Source organism: Paenibacillus sp. USDA918EY, from assembly GCF_009870825.1.
GTDB classification, from domain to species: Bacteria; Bacillota; Bacilli; order Paenibacillales; family Paenibacillaceae; genus Paenibacillus_AQ; species Paenibacillus_AQ albilobatus.
This window is the reverse complement of record NZ_WTWY01000003.1, coordinates 65,529-87,546: the sequence shown is the minus strand read 5'-3', so window position 1 is coordinate 87,546 and position 22,018 is coordinate 65,529. Positions and strand designations below refer to the sequence as shown.

General features: G+C 48.2%; 19 protein-coding genes and 1 pseudogene. 17 read left to right on the top strand and 3 right to left on the bottom strand.

Going from position 1 to position 22,018, the window contains the following annotated elements; genetic code table 11:
• The first annotated feature begins 57 nt into the window (after positions 1-57).
• Positions 58-1,815 carry a glycoside hydrolase family 35 protein gene (locus GQY55_RS08145; RefSeq protein ID WP_160040012.1) on the top strand — a complete coding sequence of 586 codons (1,758 nt, stop codon included), beginning with the start codon at positions 58-60 and terminating at the stop codon, positions 1,813-1,815.
• A 38-nt stretch (positions 1,816-1,853) separates the two neighbouring features.
• Here GQY55_RS08145 and GQY55_RS08140 read toward each other — a convergent pair whose 3' ends face one another.
• The 3 genes and pseudogenes from GQY55_RS08140 to GQY55_RS08130 form a co-directional block, all read right to left on the bottom strand.
• Entirely contained in the window at positions 1,854-2,747 is an 894-nt protein-coding gene (locus tag GQY55_RS08140; RefSeq protein ID WP_160040011.1) for a cation diffusion facilitator family transporter, read from the bottom strand.
• Between the two features lie 356 nt (positions 2,748-3,103).
• Positions 3,104-3,751, bottom strand: a complete 648-nt coding sequence (locus tag GQY55_RS08135; protein WP_160040010.1) for a metal-dependent hydrolase — start codon at positions 3,749-3,751, stop codon at positions 3,104-3,106.
• 270 nt (positions 3,752-4,021) lie between these two features.
• A pseudogene (locus GQY55_RS08130) lies at positions 4,022-4,249 on the bottom strand (helix-turn-helix domain-containing protein); the annotation flags it as partial.
• 284 nt (positions 4,250-4,533) lie between these two features.
• Here GQY55_RS08130 and GQY55_RS08125 point away from each other — a divergent pair.
• The 16 genes from GQY55_RS08125 to GQY55_RS08050 all read left to right on the top strand — a co-directional run bounded on the left by GQY55_RS08125 (position 4,534) and on the right by GQY55_RS08050 (position 21,896).
• Complete coding sequence (locus tag GQY55_RS08125; RefSeq protein WP_236575488.1) at positions 4,534-5,286, top strand: tyrosine-protein phosphatase; 753 nt, start codon at positions 4,534-4,536, stop codon at positions 5,284-5,286.
• A 54-nt stretch (positions 5,287-5,340) separates the two neighbouring features.
• Complete coding sequence (locus tag GQY55_RS08120; RefSeq protein WP_160040007.1) at positions 5,341-6,090, top strand: YveK family protein; 750 nt, start codon at positions 5,341-5,343, stop codon at positions 6,088-6,090.
• Positions 6,091-6,103: 13 nt separating this feature from the next.
• The gene (locus GQY55_RS08115; protein WP_236575487.1) at positions 6,104-6,748 is read left to right on the top strand and encodes a CpsD/CapB family tyrosine-protein kinase; all 645 of its coding nucleotides are present in this window, start codon (positions 6,104-6,106) and stop codon (positions 6,746-6,748) included.
• Positions 6,749-7,059: 311 nt separating this feature from the next.
• Complete coding sequence (gene galU, locus GQY55_RS08110; RefSeq protein ID WP_160040005.1) at positions 7,060-7,959, top strand: UTP--glucose-1-phosphate uridylyltransferase GalU; 900 nt, start codon at positions 7,060-7,062, stop codon at positions 7,957-7,959.
• Positions 7,960-7,973: 14 nt separating this feature from the next.
• Positions 7,974-9,224: a UDP-N-acetyl-D-mannosamine dehydrogenase gene (wecC, locus tag GQY55_RS08105; RefSeq protein ID WP_160040004.1), complete on the top strand. Its 1,251-nt coding sequence runs from the start codon at positions 7,974-7,976 to the stop codon at positions 9,222-9,224.
• A gap of 253 nt (positions 9,225-9,477) precedes the next feature.
• Positions 9,478-11,256, top strand: a complete 1,779-nt coding sequence (locus GQY55_RS08100; protein ID WP_160040003.1) for an alginate lyase family protein — start codon at positions 9,478-9,480, stop codon at positions 11,254-11,256.
• 30 nt (positions 11,257-11,286) lie between these two features.
• On the top strand, positions 11,287-12,633 hold the full coding sequence (locus GQY55_RS08095; RefSeq protein ID WP_160040002.1) for a hypothetical protein: 1,347 nt from the start codon (positions 11,287-11,289) through the stop codon (positions 12,631-12,633).
• Positions 12,630-13,754 (top strand): glycosyltransferase family 4 protein, encoded by a 1,125-nt coding sequence (locus tag GQY55_RS08090; protein WP_160040001.1) that lies wholly within the window; start codon positions 12,630-12,632, stop codon positions 13,752-13,754. Before GQY55_RS08095 ends, GQY55_RS08090 begins: the two co-directional genes overlap by 4 nt.
• Positions 13,738-15,225 carry a lipopolysaccharide biosynthesis protein gene (locus GQY55_RS08085; protein WP_160040000.1) on the top strand — a complete coding sequence of 496 codons (1,488 nt, stop codon included), beginning with the start codon at positions 13,738-13,740 and terminating at the stop codon, positions 15,223-15,225. Before GQY55_RS08090 ends, GQY55_RS08085 begins: the two co-directional genes overlap by 17 nt.
• Positions 15,222-16,343 carry a GNAT family N-acetyltransferase gene (locus GQY55_RS08080; RefSeq protein WP_160039999.1) on the top strand — a complete coding sequence of 374 codons (1,122 nt, stop codon included), beginning with the start codon at positions 15,222-15,224 and terminating at the stop codon, positions 16,341-16,343. The genes GQY55_RS08085 and GQY55_RS08080 overlap by 4 nt, the downstream gene beginning before the upstream one ends.
• 47 nt (positions 16,344-16,390) lie before the next feature.
• Positions 16,391-17,602: a hypothetical protein gene (locus tag GQY55_RS08075; RefSeq protein WP_160039998.1), complete on the top strand. Its 1,212-nt coding sequence runs from the start codon at positions 16,391-16,393 to the stop codon at positions 17,600-17,602.
• A 16-nt stretch (positions 17,603-17,618) separates the two neighbouring features.
• Positions 17,619-18,911, top strand: a complete 1,293-nt coding sequence (locus GQY55_RS08070) for a hypothetical protein (protein ID WP_160039997.1) — start codon at positions 17,619-17,621, stop codon at positions 18,909-18,911.
• A 12-nt stretch (positions 18,912-18,923) separates the two neighbouring features.
• On the top strand, positions 18,924-19,763 hold the full coding sequence (locus GQY55_RS08065; protein ID WP_160039996.1) for a glycosyltransferase family 2 protein: 840 nt from the start codon (positions 18,924-18,926) through the stop codon (positions 19,761-19,763).
• A gap of 7 nt (positions 19,764-19,770) precedes the next feature.
• The gene (gene pssD / locus GQY55_RS08060) at positions 19,771-20,220 is read left to right on the top strand and encodes a PssD/Cps14F family polysaccharide biosynthesis glycosyltransferase (protein ID WP_160039995.1); all 450 of its coding nucleotides are present in this window, start codon (positions 19,771-19,773) and stop codon (positions 20,218-20,220) included.
• Positions 20,217-20,720, top strand: a complete 504-nt coding sequence (locus GQY55_RS08055; RefSeq protein WP_160039994.1) for a glycosyltransferase — start codon at positions 20,217-20,219, stop codon at positions 20,718-20,720. The genes pssD and GQY55_RS08055 overlap by 4 nt, the downstream gene beginning before the upstream one ends.
• 24 nt (positions 20,721-20,744) lie before the next feature.
• Positions 20,745-21,896, top strand: coding sequence for a glycosyltransferase (locus GQY55_RS08050; protein WP_160039993.1), 1,152 nt, complete (start codon positions 20,745-20,747; stop codon positions 21,894-21,896).
• The last annotated feature ends 122 nt before the right edge of the window (positions 21,897-22,018 follow it).

Here is a 22,018-nt window from a genome sequence, read left to right as displayed (position 1 = left end):
CAGGGCTATTGGCAGGAAAGGCCAAAAAAAGGCACAGAGAGGGAGAGATCAAGCTCAATGGCAGAGTTTAAGGTTCAAGGGAATGATTTTGTTTATGAAGGCACGCCTCTTCGCATTTTTTCCGGTTCCATCCATTATTTCCGCGTTGTGCCTGAATATTGGCGCGACAGGCTGCTGAAGCTGAAAGCGTGCGGATTCAATACCGTCGAAACGTACGTGGCATGGAATATTCACGAACCGGAAGAAGGAAAATTCGTCTTTGACGGACTGGCGGACATCGAAGCGTTTATCCGGTTAGCCGGTGAATTGGGGCTTCACGTTATCGTGCGTCCGAGCCCGTACATATGCGCCGAATGGGAATTCGGCGGACTTCCTGCCTGGCTGCTCGCGGATTCCTCCATGCGGCTTCGCTGCTTCGACCGCGCGTTCCTCGATAAAGTGGACCGCTATTTCGACGAGCTGCTGCCAAGATTGAAACCGCTTCAATGCACAAACGGCGGGCCGATCATCGCGATGCAGATCGAAAACGAATACGGCAGCTACGGCAATGACAAGCAGTATTTGAATTACTTGAAAGAAGGCATGATCAGCCGCGGCATCGACGTGCTGCTGTTCACCTCCGACGGTCCGGAAGACCATATGCTTCAAGGCGGCATGGTGGAAGGCGTGCTGGAGACGGTCAACTTCGGTTCCAGGGCGAAGGAGGCGTTCGCGAAGCTGCGCGAATACCAGCCGGAAGGTCCGCTGATGTGCATGGAGTTTTGGAACGGCTGGTTTGACCATTGGACGGAGGAGCATCACACACGGCCTGCGGAAGATGTGGCGAAAGCGCTCGAGGAGATGCTTGAGGAAGGCGCTTCGGTGAACTTTTACATGTTCCATGGCGGGACCAATTTCGGCTTTTATAACGGAGCCAACCACGGCCAGCAGTTCGAGCCGACGGTTACGAGCTACGATTACGATACGCTGCTCAGCGAGTGGGGAGATCCGACGCCGAAGTTTTATGCCGTACGCGAGGTGCTTTCCCGTTACACGGACCTGCCGGAGCTTGAATTGCCTGAGCCGATCCGCAAAAAGGCGTACGGCACCGTGCAGATGACGGAACAGGCCGAATTGTTCGGCCAGCTGGATCAGCTGTCGCAGCCGGTCCGCAGCGCGTGTCCGGAGCCGATGGAAAAAGTGGGCCAAAATTACGGCTTCATCCTTTATTCCACGCGGATCAGCGGTCCGCGGCACGGCTTTGAGTTGGTGCTGCAGGATGTGCGCGACCGCGCGCTCATTTTCGCGAACGGCGAGTACGTCGGCACGGTGGAACGCTGGAATCCGGCAGGCATTCCGCTCGAAATCCCGGCCGAAGGGCTGCAGCTTGACGTGCTCGTGGAAAACATGGGCCGCGTGAATTACGGGCCGCTGATGAGGGACCCGAAAGGCGTTACGGAAGGCATTCGTCTCGGCAACCAATTCCTGTACGATTGGACGATCCGTCCGCTGCCGCTCAGCGACTTGTCGGCATTGTCCTTTGCGCCGCTGAAGGAAGGCGAGACGGCAGCGAAGTCGGCAGCGCCGGCGTTTTATAAAGGCCTGTTCGAAGTCAGCGAAAAAGCGGATACCTTTATCCGTCTGGACGGTTGGACGAAAGGCGTCGTTTATATCAACGGCTTCAACCTCGGACGTTACTGGGAAGCCGGGCCGCAAAAAGCGTTGTACATTCCGGCTCCGCTGCTGAAAACGGGCAGCAACGAGCTTGTCATTTTCGAGCTTCACGGAACGGACCGTACCGAAGTCAGCCTGACGGATGTGCCGGATCTCGGATAATAAACAGGGACTGCCCCAACCATGGGCAGTCCCTTTCTTCATTCCTCTTCTCCGTCCGCGTACCACGGATTCAAGTGGACCATAACATCCCCGACATGCCTCATCCGCCTCATGATGCTTTGCTTCACTTCGCGGCTCACGTCATGTCCTTCTTTGACGGTCAATTGGTTCGGAACGCTTACCTTTACGTCCACGATAATCGCGTTGCCCAGTTCCCTGGCGCGGATGCTGTCCACTCGTTTCACGTTCGGAACCGAATAAATGATCGAGGTCAGCTGCTGCAGCTGCTCGTTCGTCACGTTTTTGTCCATCAAAATATCGATGGCCTCCCGGCCCATTTTATAGCCAAGCCGGATGACGAGATAGGAGACGATGATCCCCGCGGCGGAATCTCCGTATTCCGTATACGCGATATGGTATTTGTCGCCGATCAGCGAAACGGCGATCCCGATCACGGCGGCGGCCGACGCGTAGACGTCGGCAATATGGTCGTAGGCGGTTGCGATCAGGCTGCGGCTGTTTTCCGCTTTCCCGATCCGGATGCAGTACATATACAGCGCCTGTTTCCATATCAAAGAGATCAGGGCGGCGATCAGCGAAATCCAGCTGGCCGCGGCAGGGGGAGAGAAGAAAGATTCGATGGACTTGTAGACCATAAGCAGCGCCGCCATGATCAAAATGATGGACACCAGGCCGGATGCGATGGCTTCGGCTTTGCCATGGCCGTAGGGATGGTCTTCATCGGCCGGTTTTCTGGCGACAAGGGCGGAAGTCAAGGCGGCGATGGTCGCCACGACGTCTCCCGCGTTATGGATCCCGTCCGCGACGAGAACTTTACTATTAAAAATAAGACCCGTGACGATTTTGAGCGCCGTCAGCACCACGTTGCTGATCAGGCTGATCCAAACGGCAAAAATCGATTTTTTAGCCACCCGCTCTTCTCCTTAAATGCAGAATATGATGAATCAAAGCCGGCCTATTACAATATGTACCATTTGTGGCACGCACCTTCAAGTTAAAAGTATCTGCATTGGAAATGATTATATGCATCGAACAAGCATAGGGCGCCACGTTTTGGGCGGAACCCAAAAAACTCTCCAAACGCCGCGCATGTCTCCTGGAATGCAGAGTACACGCGCAGTGCTGAAGAGTTCATTTGGACGTATTTTGGCCACGTGAGCCCGTTTTCGGTTGATCCGTTTGTTCCGATCCTTCGCCGTGAGGCCTTCGCTTCCGTTGCCCCCACGTGCGGGATGGATGGTCCATCGGACCGGCGGACGAATCCCGCTTAAGCTATCGGAAGCTTAAAAGATTTTTTGAGAATGGGGTACAGCCACTTCACGCCGCTTGGCGTAAGCGTATCGGCAACCAAATGCGAAAGGTAACCTGCGGTTGCCACCAGCATGATGCCTTCGACCCGAAGCTGTTCCTCAAGGCCGGAACCTATGTATGCCCATAATGCGAGCGCCCATACGGTATGCGTTAAACCCCGGTGTTTAAGCCATGGGGCGACCGCCACGAACAATCCGAACCCGATCAACCACGGCATCTGGCGGGACAGGCCGACGTAAGCCAGCGCCACGCCGATGGCGCAGACAAAAATGTTGCGGAAAAGACCGTCTTTAATAATGAGTCCGAGCAGAAACAGGCTGAGCGCTGCCAACGAATACTCCATCACAAAAAAATGCTTGGCGAAATACAGCCAGGCAAGGATAACGATCAAGAGCAGACCCGACCAATACAGCATTTCCCGCAGCCATTTGGAAAACTGCCCGATCTTTGCGCTGAGCATGCTGGGTCCGTCAAGATCGGGGCTAAGCGCCGATAGCGCGGAAACCGCAACATAAATCGCGGCATGCTCCAGCGTGAACGGATAGTGGGCAGCCGCGGCCGCTCCGATGGCGACGCCGATCGCCAAATGCGTAGAACCTTTCATGATGCCTCCTCTGACTGACGATGTCGAAATAGGCAAACATATGTTTGCTAATCCATTATACATGTTGGGCGTCCGGCGCGCAAAGCTTATTGCATCGATTTTTTTGGATTTAGCGTTCAGGGTGTATAGCAGGCCCGGGTACCGCCTGCGCCGTTTGGATTGCTTTTGTCGGGAGCTCTGCACCAGCAAAGCCCTTTTCGCGTTAAATTTTTGGACCAAGCCTATGTATCGGGATTGTAGCTTCGCTCGTTTTCAAGGCTCCAGAACATTCAGTTCCGATTCTGCGGAAGCATCGGCCATCTCCCTCCTTCCCAACAAATAGTCGATCGAAACCTGGAACAGGTCCGCCAGCCGATTTAACGTTTCATAATCCGGCTTTCTCCGGTTTTTCTCATAATGAGACAGCGCAGCTCTGCTGATGCCGATCGAAGCGGATAACTGCTCTTGAGTCCAACCTCTCCGTTCCCGCAACTCTGCAATCCGGTGACCACTCTTCATTCGTTCCCACCCTCCGTATACGATGCCAAGCGCAGAGAAATAACTGCTTGACATGATACAAAATGTATCGTAAATTAACAGTGTCGTCAATAGCGAATGTTTATTTTGAAACCATATACCTAAGAAATCAGGTTCCTAAATCCCTTGATAACACACATGGTTTGCCTCTTGGCGCAAGGATTTCGCATCATCCGTCTTTTCGCCAAAGCTCCCCTGATTTCAGTCGGAATCAACAAAAGATGCTGTCGATTCGCCTTATAATGATACATATTGTTACAAAAGTTATGGAAACAGGTGTTGATACGATGATTGATACCCACTGTCACATCCTTCCCGGCGTGGACGATGGTCCAAGTTCGATGGAAGGCGCGATCCGGATGGCCAAAGCCGCCGTTGGCGAAGGCATTCAAACCGTGATCGCCACACCGCATCATGCCACCAAAAGATATGCCAATGCCGCCGGCAAAATCCGGCGCCGCGTGGCCGCTTTGAACCTTAGGCTGAAAAAAAGCGGCATTCCGCTGAACGTGCTGCCGGGGCAGGAATTCCGGTTAACCGATTCGTTCCGGGCGGAACATCGGGCGGGAAGGCTTCAGACCTTGGCCGGAAGCCGCTATCTGCTGGTCGAGCTTCCGGCCCGCGGCGTGCCGGGTTGTTTCAACGATTTTGTCTCCTATATGAAAAAGCACGGCATTCATCCCGTGATCGCGCATCCCGAGCGGAACCTTGGCATCATCCGGAATCCGGATCAAGTGCGGCGCTGGATCGAGGAAGACGGCGTCAGGCTCCAGGCGACGACCCAGTCGCTGGCCGGCCTTTTCGGCAAAGAGGTTCAGCAGACGGCGTTCTATTTATGCGGCAAACGGTGGATCCATTTGATCGGGAGCGACGCGCACAATCTGCAGCGGCGGAATTTTTTTACGAAGGAAGGACACGAGGCGATCGAAAGGCTGTGCGGTTCATCGTACCTGGATACGCTGCGGCAGCATGCAGTCCAATTGATCCTTGGAGGAAACATCGGCAATGCGCATATTTGAATCCGGGAAAAAATGCCGCCCGGTGAAATCGGACAAAAGTTGGGGGAGTTTGTCATGGAATTGAAATTAATGATGCAGATGCTGAGAAAAAGACTGTGGTTTTTGATCGTCTTCGTAGCGGTTTGCACCGCCGGCGCCGGATTGTACAGCAAATTCATGATGACGCCGGAATATGAGGCCCAAAGCACGCTGATCGTCAACAAAATGAGCGCGGACCGGAACGGCGCGCAGTCTCTGGATATTAACGAAATCAATTCGAATATCATGCTGATCAATTCCTATAAGGTCATTATTTCGTCGGCGTCCATCATGGACAAAGTTGTAAGCAGGTTCCCTGAAATAAAAGAGACCTCCGCCGATTTAAGCGAACGAATAAAAGTCGTTACCACCCAAAATTCTCAAGTGATCACTCTCAAAATACGCGATGTTTCCTATAGTCACGCCATGCAGATCGTAAACGCCGTATCGCAAGTGTTTAAAGAAGAAATTCCGCAAATCATGAAAATCGATAACATCACCATTTTGGATAAGGCAAAACCGGAGCCCGATCCCGTACCGGTCAGCCCGAACGTCAAGCTAAACGTCGTCATCACATTCATAGCTTCGCTGATGATCGCCATCGGTATTGCATTTTTGCTGGATTACTTGGATGACACGGTAAAAACAGAACAGGATGTTGAAAAATATTTGGACCTAACGACGCTAGGAGCGATCCGAAAAATGAGAAGAAAAGATCTTAAAACACGTTCCTCCGCAAAAATTAAAAAACAGGTAGGTGAAAACTATGCGCAGCTCAGCCAATAAAACCAAACTTATTATGAATATCAATCGCAGGTCGAATATATCGGAGAGCTATCGCAATCTGCGCACAAACATCCAGTTCCTGGGATGGAACCATAAAATTCAAATTTTAGCGGTGACTTCAACCCAGGCCGCGGAAGGGAAAACAACGACAATAAGCAATTTGGCGGTGGCATTTGCCCAGGAAGGAAAAAGGGTACTGTTGGTCGATGCCGATTTGAGAAGGCCTTCCCTGCAGGGGATTTTCAATGTTTCGAATAAGACCGGTTTATCGAACATTCTGGCGAATCAAAGCATTTGCGAAGAAATCATACATCACTCAGGCGTCGATAACCTGCAGCTTATTACCTCAGGCCCGGTGCCGCCAAATCCAACGGAACTGCTCTCGTCCGGAAAGTTGAAAGAAATCATGGAGAGCTGGAGGGACGACTACGATGTGATCCTGATTGACACTCCGCCGGTGATGGCAGTGGCAGACGGCCTGATTGTAGCTTCGGTCAGTGACGGCGTTGTCATCGTCGTGCAGGCAGGCAAGGTAAAAAGGGAACATGTCCAAAAAACCAAAGAAAAACTGGAGCTCGCCAAGGCCAACATTCTCGGCGTGGTCTTAAACAATAAAAGGACCGGCAAAGCGGAATCCCATTATTATTACGGCAGTTAATTCCCGGTCCATTAGTAACGAAGATGAGGTTATGTCTACTGAACCTTTATCACAAGTAGGCACTCGGTCATGCTGTGGGTATGCCAATACCTTAGACGTTTATCGTCAGTGGTGTGATGTGAGGACGGGTTAGATGCCCACCGATTTTATTGGAATTTTTTTCGAATCGAAACATGAGCTATGTCGGAGGATGGGGCTATAGCATATGCTTCGATTTTATTTGAAGAGCGGCCTGTCCCTGTGAGCGCAACAGCATGGGCCGTTGAGTTCAATACATAAAAAAAAGACCGCACAAGAGGGGGAGAGTCGTCATGAAGAAAGTTAAAAAAGCCATTATACCGGCAGCCGGACTCGGAACGAGGTTTTTGCCCGCGACCAAGGCGATGCCCAAAGAAATGCTTCCGATTGTAGATAAGCCAACCATTCAATATATCGTCGAAGAAGCGATCACAGCCGGCATCGAAGAGATTATTATTGTGACCGGCAAGGGCAAGCGCTCCATCGAAGATCATTTCGATTATTCGCATGAGCTTGAACATCATTTGCTTGAAAAAGGGAAACTGGAAGTTCTGGAGGAAGTACGCCGCTCATCCGAAGTAGAAATCCACTACATCCGCCAAAAGGAAGCGAAAGGGCTCGGCCATGCCATCTGGTGCGCAAGAAATTTTATCGGGCAAGAGCCGTTTGCCGTTCTTCTTGGCGATGATATCGTCAGGTCGGAAATCCCTTGTATCGGCCAGTTGGTTCAACAATATGAAGTATTCGGCACTTCGGTCGTCGGCGTAAAAACCGTTCCCAGGGAACAAACGCACAGGTATGGCGTAATCGATCCCTGGGGTCAACTGGACGCCGATGGAAGGACCCACAGACTGCGCAGTGTCGTTGAGAAACCGGAGCCGGCATTGGCACCTTCGAATCTGGCTATTATCGGAAGATACGTTTTGAAGCCGGAGATATTCCCCTTGTTAGAAAGGCAGAAAGCCGGGTATGGAGGCGAAATCCAGCTTACCGATGCGATCGAGCAGTTAATTCTACGGCAGGGATGCATTGGCTACGAATTTGAAGGCGAGCGATTTGATGTAGGGGAGAAATTGGGATACATCCTTACTACCATTCAATTTGCTCTTCAACAAAGTGATCTGAAGCTTCCGCTTATGCATGAGATTGAGCAAATTTTAAGCCGGGAGAAGCAAAAAATCGAAATTTTTTAAGAGGTGGATAAACCTTGAACGGAACAGTTCACAAAGTTTGCGTCGTAGGCCTCGGTTACATCGGCCTTCCTACAGCCAGTCTGCTGGCTATTAAGGGATTTCAAGTTCACGGAGTCGACACCAATCCAAACGTCGTGAAGTTGATCAATGACGGCGGGGTTCATATATTTGAACCCGATCTCGACATCATGGTCAAAGCCGCCGTGCAAAGCGGAAAACTCCGTGCCTCAATGGAACCGGAAGAGGCCGATGTTTTTATTCTGGCCGTGCCTACGCCTTTTACGGAACACCATAAACCGGATATAACCTATGTGCGGCAAGCAACGCAGACGATCATCTCTCTGCTTAAACCGGGCAATATTGTCATTCTCGAATCTACCAGCCCGGTTGGAACCACCGAGAAAATCGCGGACTGGATCCTGGAAGCAAGAAATGACTTAAGCTTGTCCGACGCGCCGCAGTCGGTGTGCAATCGAATTTTTATCGCGCATTGCCCCGAAAGAGTCATGCCTGGACAAATCCTGCGCGAACTGGTAGAAAACGATCGGGTCATCGGCGGCATCGATCATGCATCAACCCAGCGTACAACGGAATTCTATAAGTCCTTTATTAACGGTAAAGTTCTCGAGACGAATGCAAGAACAGCTGAAATGACGAAGCTGACGGAAAACTCGTTCCGGGATGTAAACATAGCATTTGCCAATGAGCTGTCCGTCATTTGCGACCATCTGAAGATTAATGTGTGGGAGCTGATCAGGCTGGCTAATCATCATCCCCGCGTCAGCATTTTGCAGCCGGGTCCTGGAGTGGGGGGACATTGCATAGCGGTGGATCCATGGTTTTTAATCGACGCCGCGCCCGAACAATCGAAATTGATACAAACGGCAAGAACCGTAAACAACTTTAAACCTGGTTACATCGTCGACCGTGTCATTGAAAAGGCTGAACGTTTTAAAGAACCGGTGATTGCATGTTTGGGGTTATCGTTTAAGGCTGACATTGAGGATTTGCGGGAAAGTCCTGCCGTTGAGATCGTCAAGAATCTTTCTGCCCGTCAAATCGGAAAACTTAATATCGTTGAACCCTATGTGAATCAACTGCCGGAATTTCTGCAGCTGGAGCATACGGTATTGATGGGCAAGGAAGAAGCCATCCGGGAGTCCGATATCGTGTTATTGCTGGTCAATCATCATGCGTTTTCAGACATCGACCGGAACCTCTTGAAGGAGAAGATTCTTATCGACACCCGCGGATTCTTTAATTAATTTGACAAAACATGATGGAGAGTGAAGGATGCCGACGGCTTCGTTTTTGGCTAAAGTAAAAAAACTCGGGGACATGCCGGCAGATGTTGCATTAAAAAAGATTTGGCGAAAAGGGTTCGACCGGCTGTATTTTTTCTTTAGAAAATATCGGTTGCTTGTTTTTCCGACAAAGGCTGTTTCGATTCAATTGGAAGGTTTTCATACTCGGAGCCGATATCTCTTCAATCCCCAACAACAAGCTGAATATGTTGAAATGATGCGGACATTAAACTGCGAGCAGGACATCATTGAACAAGCGGAGCTTATTTGTTCGCACTACTTTAATTTGTTAGGGTCGAGTTTAACCTATCTGGGAGAGCGCCTCCCATGGAATGAAGACTTCAAAACAAATCACCGTTGGGAGAACCGATTTTATAAAGAGATTTCGATCATCGATTTAAGTAATGCTGCAGACGTGAAGGTTCCTTGGGAGCTTTCCCGTTTCCAGCATTTTTTTACGTTGGGGAAAGCCTATTGGCTTACGGGCAATGAAAAATATGCGTTGGAATTTAAGGCGCAGGTCGAAGATTGGATCATACAGAATCCGGTCGAAATGTCCGTAAACTGGACTTGTGCGATGGACGTGGCCATCCGGGCCGTGAACTGGATCGCCGCATACCATTTTTTTTCGGAAAGCCCGTCTCTGCACGAAGCTTTTTGGAGAAGGTTTAACCAGACTCTGTTTATGCACGGAAAATATATCATCCGAAATTTGGAGAACGGCGGCGACCATACGGGGAATCATTACTTATCGAACCTCGCGGGTCTCATCAGTTTAGGTTTATTTTTCAGGGATGGTCCAAAGGGTCGACACGCATGGGGCAAAGATGCCGAGGTTTGGCTGACCTACGGAACCCGGGAAATCGAACGGGAAATGTTCGTTCAGATGCATGAGGACGGGAGCAACTATGAGGCTTCGACGTCCTATCATCGGCTGGTTACGGAATGCTTTTTGGTGGTGACCCTATTATGCCAGCGCAATGATCTGTTGTTCTCCGATCGCTATATGCACCGGTTGGAGAAAATGTGCGAATGTATTATGCACACCATGAAACCGGATGGCCGGACCCCGCTCATCGGGGATGCCGATGACGGGCGGTTGCTTATCGTATCCCGATATGGGAAATGGATTAAAAACGATTTTCGGCACATCTTGTCCGTTGCGGGAGAATTATTTGACAGGGACGATTTTCGGGTGATCGGGCGTGACTTTTCCGAAGAAGCGCTTTGGATGACGGGAAAACCACCGAAGCAAACTTTGCCGAAGTCCATCCCGTTAACATCGTGCTCCTATCCGGACGGCGGATATTTCATACTCCGCAACGAAGAGGCCTATTGTTTGGTCCGGTGCGGAGAGTTGTCGTTCCATGGCCAAGGAACCCACAGCCATAATGATCAGCTGAGCTTCGAACTCCAAGTCAATCGGGAAGATATTTTTATCGATCCGGGTTGTTACGTCTATACCGCCGATTACCGGATGCGCAATTATTTTCGCGGCACGAAATCCCATAATACGATTCAAATTAACGGCAAGGAGCAAAATGATTTTGAGGAGCTTCAACTTTTCGAAATGAGGGAAGAAACCTTCAGTCAATGCGTTGCTTTCCAAGAAAACTATTTTAAAGGAATGCACCATGGGTATGTGAACAAATGCGGTTTGGTCCATTGCCGTGAGTTGACGCTAAGGCCAGGCGAATTCGAGATTCAGGATCGTTTGGAGCCGGCCCCATCTTCCGTGCAGCAAGCAGCGGACGTAAATTATTGTTCAACATACATTCTGCCGCCGTCTATGAACATTCTGGAGCGGACTGACAAGTGCATCATCTATAACGAAAACATATCCGTGGAGCTGGTCTGGGACGAATTCAGCCAAGCCCAAATCGATGAATGCTGGGTTTCGGAAAGTTACGGCGTTCGCGTTCCGAGCAAGGCCATCCGGATATTTTCTTCACAATTCCAAATGAAGACATGGATACGCTGGCATGTTGTTTAGAAAACTTAAACGTTGTGGAGTTGAAAGAATATGAGTTTAACGAAAGAGATTGCCAAGGAGATTTTGTCATATTTGCCCTACCGCTATGTGAACTTGGACAAAGAATTCTACGTTTGGCTTGAAAAATTCGAACAAATGAAAGAAATGACGCAGGAACAAATTGCCGAAGAACAGTTCAAGTCCTTTTCCGCGGTCGTAAAGATGGCTTACGACGAAAGCCCGTTCTACCGTGAGCTGTACGACAAATACGGATTCCATCCAAGGCAATTGAACGATATGTCCGATATCCGACGAATCCCGGTGATTCAAAAAGCGATGGTCAAGGAATGCGGTCGCGACATTATTCCGCACAGGCATCGATCAAAGAGGGTCTTCCTTAGTTCAACCAGCGGAAGCACGGGAGCTTCACTAACGTTATATTCCAATCGAAAGGTTGAGCAGCGGGAATGGGCCGCCGTCTGTTTCTTTTGGTCTCAAGTCGGTTATACGCCGGGGGATGGCAGGATTGAATTCAGAGGTTTTTTCCCGGGCAACGAAGAGTACAAAGTGGACCGGTATCAGCGGGTTCTTCGGATCAATGTCTCCAAGCTAACCCATCAGAACATCGAAAAAATCATAGGGCTGATCGAGCAAACCGGATACCGGTATTTTCACGGTTATCCGTCATCGCTCAGCCTGCTTTCCAAGCTTGTGCTTGAAAAAAAACTTGCGCATCGGCTTCAGCCTAAAGCGCTTCTGATCGCTTCGGAAACGCTTCATGAGTATCAGATGCATTCGATGAAGAAAGCCTTTCCGGATGCCGAACTGTATTCTTTTTACGGCCAATCGGAAAAAACCGTTATCGCAGGCTGGACAAACTCCACCACGTCATACAGTTTCAACCCGTTATACGGATATGTGGAATTCAAGCCGGGAACCAATGCGATTATCGGGACTTCGTTTATTAACGACGTGATGCCGTTGATCAGATATGAACTGATGGATATCGCTTCCACTCCGGTCATTTCCAATCCGGATGCGCATTATTTGTTCCCGACGATTCATTCGATTGAGGGAAGGGTGGGAGAAATCATGTATAAACCGAATGGCGACATGGTTTCTTCCTCGCTGGTTGCCATTGCCCTTCGCGGAACAAAATCGGTTACGGCCTGCAAACTCATACAGCATCAATATGATGATATTGAAATTTTGCTGGAAACTTTTCAGCCTATGGAACGGATTATCGAGGAGTTTAGGCCGGTCATTCAAAAGCTGTATTCGATATTCACGGCAAACATGAAATTCAGAATGAGAGTCGTAGACCATATTCCGCGCGAAGCGTCCGGGAAATTCAAGAGCATAGAGGTTATGGTAAAACGGGATGGGATTCAAATATGAAGATTGTGATCATCGGCCCGGCGCCTCCTCCGAACGGAGGAATCTCCATTCACATCAAACGGATCGTGCACGGCTTGAAGAACCGTGGAATGGATTACACGTTATACAATGAGAGCCCAACCTCAATCCAGGATAAGCACATCGTTTCGCTCAAAAGCTACAAAACGTTTTTTCTCAAGTTTCCCTTTATTCGCGGAGATGTGTTTCATTTTCATTCGATAAACAAACATCTTAGAATGCTGCTCGGAGTTTATGCGTTATTAGGGAAAAAAATTATACTGACGGTACATGGCGAAAGTTTAATCCAGCAACTTCAAAGCGCAGGCCCGTGGACAAGATTTTTATTGATCCAAAGCCTCCGCCGAATCGATGGCATCATTTGCGTCAATGCCGTCCATACTAACGAACTGGTCAAATGGGGGTTGCATGAAGAGAACATTCAGACGATACCTTCATATCTCGAACCCGTGGAAAGCCCTGAGGATGCGGCAAGGATTCCGGAATCCGTTTATCAATGGATGGAATCCGCTCCGTTTCTGATCAGTGCCAACGGGTCCGTCCGTTTATTGGACGGCAAGGATTTGTATGGAATAGATCAACTCATTGAACTAATGCGTCGTTTGACGGACTCCGGATTTGATGCATGCCTGCTGTTCACCGTTTTGGGGGTATCGGCTCTAAATGAAGGGGAGCGCCGTTATTATCATGAATTAAAGCAGAAGATCGTACGGAATGGCTTGGAAAACCGGTTTTGGTTCTATGAAGCCGAAGATACCGAATTTTATCCGATTCTTCAAAAAAGCAAGCTGTTTATCCGTCCAACCCTTCAGGACGGGTATGGCGTATCTATAGCCGAAGCTCTTCATTACGGGGTTCCGTCTATAGCAAGCGATGTTTGCGTACGTCCCGAAGGAACCATCGGTTACCGTGCCGGAGACGTCAGCGATCTCCTGGATAAAGTAAAGGAGACCGTGCAGAACTACGTTCAAGTGAAGCAGCGAATACAGCGGACTAGGCCGACCGGTTACTTTGACGAACTGTTAGCTGCATATGAAAGGATATCCGGATCGAGAACATTTGTTGGCAAAGGTAAAGTGATCTCCGATGAATATTATAAATAAAAAAATGTTCTCTGGCGGCATCGTCTATTTATTTTCATCGATACTGACGCAGGGCATGAACTTGATATTGATTCCGATGTATACCAGGAACTTAAGCCAGGAGCAGTATGGACATTACGATTTGATCATCACGATTCAGCAGCTGCTGGCGATTATTATCACACTCGGAGTTTACTCGGGAATGATTCGGTTTTATAACGAATTCGAGAACAAAATCGAGCTTAAAAACACGGCCATGACCTTTTCGATATTGTGGGGCGTTTTTTGCGCGGGTGCCGCCTTCTTGCTGACTCCGGCTCTGTATCCGCTGCTCTTTCCGCATGTTCAGGGAGGTTTTTGGATCATTCCTCTATTGGTCATGAGTTCGGTTCTGGTCTGCTTGAACATGATCTATTCGAGCTATTTCGCCATGGGTTTCAAGGCTTTGAAATCAGGCTTGATCCAGGTCTCCACGATGTTTTTAATGATGCTCTTCGCTTTTTATTATTTTATCCATTTGAAGCTCGGCATCACGGGGATTCTTATGGCGCAGCTGTCCGGCAATCTTGCCGTGTTCCTGTTCTTATTTGCATTTGATCTGAGAACATACAGGCCCGTCCTGGTCATTCACAAGCTCCGAAAAATGTTACGCTACGGCACCGGATTGCTGATGGGAGATATTTCGGGATGGGTACTGACGCTAAGCGACCGTTTCCTGATTAAAGGGTATATGAATCTGTCGTCGGTGGCCGTGTATTCCATCGGATATAAAATCGGGATGCTGATCAATCCGGTGTTCGTGAACCCGTTTACGTCCGTCTTTACCCCTTTCAAATACAAGGTATACCAAGAGGAGGAGGGGAGCAGGCAAATTGAACGGATGTTCCGCATCTATAATTTTCTGGGATGGTTCTGCGTTTTGGGATTGTCGCTGTTCGCCCATCTGGCCGTTCGTTTGGTGGCAACGGATCAGTACAGCCAAGCTGACCTGCTTGTGCCGCTTATTTCGCTGTCCTATTTTTTATCCGGGGCCATCTCGTTTTATTCCTTAGGGCTTCATATCGCCAATAAAATGAAAACCAATTCGTTGATCATCATTTTAGCCTCCGTCATTAACATCGTCGCCAATGTGATTTTGATTCCGTGGTTAGGCATCTATGGCTCGGCGCTTGCCACGGTCATCTCTTATGCGGTTGCCAATCTCGTGTTTTACCATTACGGCTCCAAATATTACCCGCTTGGCCTCGGGTGGCTGTACCCATATAAGTACCTTGTCATCTTTACCCCGTTATACGGGGTTTATTTTGTTTGCAGAAGTTTGTTTCAGAACATGTTCTTTGAGATCATGCTGAATGGAACATTATGCCTGTTTTTTATTTTGCTCAGCTTGAAATTCAAGTTTATTGCCAAAGAAGAACTGATTGGCGTGTTTACCCGACTCCGTCTCAAAAAGTTGGAAAAAAAGCAGGTAAAAGGGGTAGCAGACATATGAGTTGCAAAATCGTTACCGATCTAGAAGGTTTTAAAAACCTCGAGGAGGACTGGAGAAAGCTTGAATGCAGAATGGCGGATTTAAGCTACTACAGCACCTTTCGCTTCAATTATTTTTGGTGGGAAACCTACGCAGTCCTTCATAACCATAAGCTGTTCATCATTTGCTCGTATCGGGATAATCAGCTGACGGGGATCGCCCCGTTAATGATCCGGACATCCAAAAGAAAATGGCTGAACTGCCAAACCCTGTGCTTTATCGGAAAGGGCGATTATTTTAACTTTATCGTCGATTCCAGCCGGCACTCCCCTTTATCGATCATTAAAGAGATGTTTGGAGTCATCGAGGATCATGCCGATCAGTGGACAAAAGTAGAGCTTTCGCATATTGCCATGGACACGGAGTTAATACACTTTCTGTTGAGGCATGACCGCTACAATCATCATGTTTCTTATTTAACGTCCTGTCCAAGAATCGATTTAAGTTTGTATACTTGCCTTTCGCATTTCGAGAGAGCGGCGATGAGCTCCAGGATCAAACGCAAGCTTGAAAAGCTGAAGAAAGAGCATCATTACCGTTTTAAAGTGGCGGCAGGCATGGAAAAAGGCGATTTATACGACCTCTTCTCCGGCATTCACCGGTTGGAAAAGCAATATTTGCAGGAACAAAAGGGGAGGATGGACAGAAAAAGCATTTTTGATGATAAAAACAACGAGGCTTTTTTCAGAACGCTGTTCCATAATAATCCCCATGTCGTAGCCATGTATATGGAAACGGATAACCATGAAATTATTGCCTATCAATTATGTTATTTTTTCAACAATACCTTTTATGGCTGGAACACCGGATATTCGCCTGAATTTGTAAAATTTGGCGTGTTCGATGTCCTCATGCTCGAAACGATGAATTATTTGTTTGAGCATCATCCGACATCGTTATTCGATTTAGGAGCGGGCAGCTATTCCTGGAAATACCGTTGGACGAGCGATTTTATGGTGAACTATTCCTTTAAAATGTGGAATTCGGCCATCAAGAAGGCACGAATCTTCAAGCTGGCCGAAAAAGCGAGGCGGTTTATACAGATCTTTCAGAAAAAGAGCCATTCGTTCACATCCTAATTCATCTATACCAATTCCTTAAAGCGTAGAAAGGTTAAAGAAAAACGATGGATATTAAAATATGCAAGTGGTTTAATGACGCGGATTCCCCCGTCATGTTTATGATCGATGATTTGGCCAACACGTGGGTCGACATGAATCGGAACGGACAGGTGGAACCGGGCGAGGACTGGGGATATTTCAAAGATCACGAACATTCTTCCTTCCGTTATTTGGAGCGGCAGCTATTGTCGCCCTTTCCGGACGTGAAGGTGACGTTTTTCGTACCGGTCGGCGTCCGTTCCGGCATCATTAAGCAGCCTTTGTTTAAGCAAATATCCAAACCGATCAATGCAGATGAGGAAAGCAGACGGTTTTTCAGTTTTATTCACTCCCATCCTCGATTTGAACTGGCGTACCATGGCACGACGCATGGCCAAGCGGGAGAGAAGGCAGAAGATTTCATCCAGGAATGGGATTCCTTTTCGAATGTGGAGGACGCGGTGCAAAGGACTGAACAAGGCATTGAAACTTTCAAGGATGCCGTGGGCGTTAGGCCTCAAGGCGGCAAGTACTGCGGCTATGTCAGCAACCGTTATTCGGATGACAGCATCGATGCAACCGGTTTTTTATGGTGGTGCAGATATTGGAATCGGGGGGTATTGGAAAGAAACAGCGGGGACATTAGCGGCAGGGATTTCGATAAGCGCTCTAACTTCGACGTTAAAAGATTCGGAAAAAACGACGTCGTCGACATTCCTTCCACGGTCAACGGCGAAATGTTGAACAGTTTGTATCGCCCGGGCAAAACGTTTAAAGGGCTCGTAAAACGAATACTTAAAGAACCGCTGATCCGGATGAAGCTTCGGGAAATCGATTTTTTGCTCAAACATAAATTGGTCATCAGCATTCAAGAGCATATCGCCCCGGCAAGGGATGACGGCAAAAGGCAGAACCCCAATATTTTTGACGACCGGCAGAGCTTGACGCATATTTTTCGTTACTTGCAGAAAAAAAAGGTTTGGTATTGTACGGGGACCGAGCTTGCGGTTTATGTCAATACGCGGGATAAGGTGAACATCGTGGTTCAGGATGGCCGGACCTTTAGATTGGAATATGATCCTTGCCCGCATCATCAGATGATCACATTGAGATTTAAACAAAAACGCGGAAGCGTTTTGCTGCCGGATCAAACGAGCGTAAATATTACGAATGGAATCGCGAATTTGAAAGTGATGGACGGAAACTACATGGTCATCGAATCTGCAACGAAAACGTGAGCGAGGGGATGTGCGGATGGGGAAGATGAGGCAAACGCTTGAACAACGGTCTTCCAAACTTACCGGGATGATCGTATTGGTATGGATATCCGTCTATTTTTTTACGGAAAACATTCGCAGCATCGGCGTGAATGAACAGTTCGGCTATTACAATGTGTTATTTATGGTCATTGGCGGCATATTGCTTATTCTTTTCATGAAAAAACAGAATGTAAACTTTGCTATTGCATATGTTGTTCTGGCCTTTTCGGTCATATGGTGTTCATACAGCTTCCTGTTTTTGCATTATTCCTTTATGCGGTTATTGCAGACCGCCATCAGTCTTTGCTTGCCGTTGTTTTTCGTTGGCGTGAAATTGAAGCAGGATGTCATTATGCCGGCATTTCGCATTTTTCTCATCCTTTTTAACTGGCTAATTGTTCTGTTGCTTATTGTAGGCGCAGCCGATTTTTTATCCGGCGGGTCTATTCAGCTATATATGGCCGGAACGCTTTACAACGGGCTCGAAATGGGGCAGCTGATCCGATTGGAGCATTCGTTCGGCGTATACCGCTTTTATTCTTTTATGGGGCACCCGTTGACCAACGCCCAATATTTCCTGACGTTTTTTATCCTCAATCACGTATACGCGCGCCGGAATCACTTTCTTATCAACAAGTACCTGATCACATGCGTGACGCTATTGGGGCTGTTGTTAAGCAGCAGCAAGACGGCGCTGGTTTTAGGCGTTTTTCTTGTTCTTTTTTGCAGCAGCGTGAAGAAAAACAGGATCTTGTATTACATGGGGATTTTCATCATTCTCATTGTCATCCTGAATACTCCGTTGTTCCAAAACAATTTGATGCAGCGTTACATCAGCGGCCTGGAAAGCGGCGACATTACGAGTGGAAGAAACGGGCTGCTGGAGGTATGGGTGAACAGCCGCGTGGAGAGCCTGGGCATGATATTCGGCGGGGGGGTCGGCCACTCCAGAGAAGTCGCGGAAAGTCTGAACGGAAATATATTTAATTTCGAATATCCTCTGATTATGCTTGCTTACGATTACGGAATCATGGGGACGGCCGTTATTTATTTGGTGATTTTGCTTTATCCGGCTTATCTACTGATCAAAGATAGAAGTTACTATGAATTCGTTCTTTTTCTTGTCATTACCGCCATGGCGAATTCCAATAACGGACTCGCAAATTTGGGAAGCGATGCCGTTGCCCAGCTGTGCTTGCTCTTTTTTATCATCAGAAATACCGCGCTTAGGGAGAGGGAGCAACCTGTCCCGGCAAAAGCGGCAAACGAAAACTACCTATTGGCTTAGGAGGCGTATTTCTTGTATTCGAATGATATCGAGGTCAGCGTGATCATCCCGTATTATAATAGCGAAATGACAATCGAGCGCGCATTAATGTCGGTTTATCGCCAAACGTTCCGGCAGCCTATAGAAATCATATTGATCAATGACGGATCAACCGACCGCAGCCCATCGATCGTGGAATCGTTCATCCGGCAGCATCCGGAGATGAAGATCAAGCATTTGGAGCAGGAGAACTCGGGACCTTCGCGCGCAAGAAACAAAGGGCTGGATACAGCGGAAGGAAAGTACGTCGCGTTTTTGGATTCCGATGATACTTGGAGCCCGGAAAAGCTAGAGGTTCAGGCGGAATTTATGAACAACCATCCTGAAGTGGCCATATCGGGAACCAATTACTTCATCAACTCGGATGAAACGACAAAATACGGCCAGGAAGAAAATTGGATTCAAGCCGATTTCAAAAGGATGTTATTTAAGGTGTTCTTTTGCATGTCGACGGTCATGGTAAGGCGCAGCGTGATGGAGAAGAACCGTTTCCGTTTTCTGGAGGGCAAACACTACGGCGAGGATCTGTTATTTTTTCTGCAAATCGTAAGACGGTATCCGGGAGCCCGACTCTCGAAGCCTTTGGCCAAACAATACAAGTTTTTGTACGGTCAAGGAGGACTCACCCAAAATCTGCGGAAGCTGTTGGTTCACGATTTGGATAACGTTCGGATTTTGTACCGGCAAAACGGGGGCAATCCTGTCAAGATCGGGTTCTTATTACATAAGTGTCTGTTTGTCTACAGCTTCTTAAAGCATGTCGTGCGGCTGTATAAAAGCCGTAAGTACAGAAAACCCGTCAAGGGGGTATGAATGCAATATGAAAATAGGATTGGTCGGTTCAAGCGGAGGGCACCTGACTCATTTGCTGTTGCTGGAGGAATGGTGGAAAGAGGAGGAACGGTTTTGGGTTACGTTTCAAAAAGAAGATTCGGAATCGGCGCTCGAAAACGAAAAGGTTTATTGGTGTTTTCATCCTACGAACCGAAACATTTACAATTTAATCCGAAACACGATACTCGCTTGGAAGCTGCTGAGAAAAGAAAAACCGGATGTTTTGATTTCGTCGGGTGCTGCGGTCGCAGTGCCTTTTTTTTATCTTGGGAAATTGCTTAGGATCAAGCTGGTATACCTTGAAGTCTATGACAGAATCACGACACCCACTTTAACGGGCAAGCTTGTTTATCCTATTGCGGATGTATTTTTGGTTCAATGGGAGGAGCAAAAAAAGTTTTACTCCAAAGGCCATTATATGGGGGGATTATTTTGATTTTCGTCACCGTAGGCACCCATGAGCAGCAGTTCAACCGGCTGTTGTCGGAGGTGGACCGTCTGAAGCAGGAAGGCGTGATTCGAACGAACGTCGTCATGCAAAGCGGCTATTCCGATTATGTGCCCGCAGCCTGCGAACATTATCGGATGATGACTCCAAAACAAATGGAACAGCATATGAAGGCCGCCGACATCGTCATCACCCACGGAGGACCCGGAAGCATTTTCGGAGCGCTCAAGGAATTCAAAATTCCCATTGTCGTTCCCCGCAGAGTTGATTTCAAGGAACATGTTGATATGCACCAGGTTGAATTTACGAAGCATTTACACCTCAAAGGCCAAATTCTCCCCGTTTACGAGATTCATGAACTGGAAAATAACATATTGCGGTACGAGGATCGAATCCGGGAGCTGAAAAGCGGTTTCCAGGGGAGAGAGAACCGGAAGGCTTTTGTGCAAGAACTGAAAAGCATCGTGGATCGGTTGCTGGAAGTTTGACAAAGAACCGGGAGGACGGACACCGTGAAAAAAGTTGTTTTTGCCGATTTTGTGGAATATAACGATCCAAACAGCAAATTGGGCAACTATCATTATTGCAATGCGTTTATTCGGGATGGATACGAAGCTCTTTGGGTGTCCAATTCCTACAACGGTTTGATTTATTTGAAAAATAAACAGGATTACAAATTCAAAAAAAGCATTTCGACGGCTCAAAGGCATGAACTCGCTCCAAGAATATACGGGTTTTCCGCGTTTGCGTCCCGGTTGTACGGGAACTATCTATTTTCGAGAAATCCGCACATTGCGCTGCATCAGGAGCGTTATATCAGACCGAACGTTCGCGAAACCTTGCGGCAGCTTCACTTTGACAAGGCGGATATTTTATGGATTTCGAACCCCAAGCTGTACTGGCTTACGAATGTCGTGGATTACGGAAAGCTTGTTTACAGAGTTGCGGACGATTACTCCAAATTCAAAGAATTTCCGAATATCGAAGTCGTGGAAAATCACTTGCTGTCGAAAGCGGATCTGATCCTCGCAACCTCACAGAAGCTGGTCGATAAAGTTACGCAAAAAGGATACAGGGCATTTTTGGTGAATAATGGCGTAGAGTATGAACACTTCGCTCCGGAAACGACGCCCGAACCTGCCGAATACGCTGCCAGCCGGCGGATGAGAGTCATTTATGTCGGCGCGATTAAATATTGGTTTGACGTGGATGCGATCGAAACGTTGGCCAAAGAAACGGATGCGGATATTTACCTCGTCGGAAAGGTGGAAACGGATTTAAGCAAGCTTAAGCCCCTGGAAAACGTTCATATTCTCGGCGGGAGACCTTATGCCTCCATACCAGGATATTTAAAACACGCGGATGTGGCGGTGATTCCGTTTAAAAAAATGGAAGCGACGGATGCGGTAAGCCCGATCAAACTGTATGAGTATTGTTCCGCAGGAACGGCCGTGGTGACGACGGATATGGAAGAGGTAAGGCGCATGAACGCTCCCGTTTACATCGCCAAAGACCAAGAGGATTTTGTTCGGGGGGTAAAGGCTTATTTACGCGACGGCTATGACAGAACGCCTCTCACCGATTTCGGCAAAAATAACTCTTGGTACAAACGATACCAGTCGATTCAGCAGCTTTTGGCCGAAAAGGCGCTTGTGCATAAGTAATTTGACCAGACGGAACGTCCCCGTCTTTCCCTTGTCATTGAACCGCCCGGGAGTCCGATATTTTTCAAGTTGAATCCTCTTTTTGACGGCTTATAGGATAAATGACCGAACACTAATCAAAG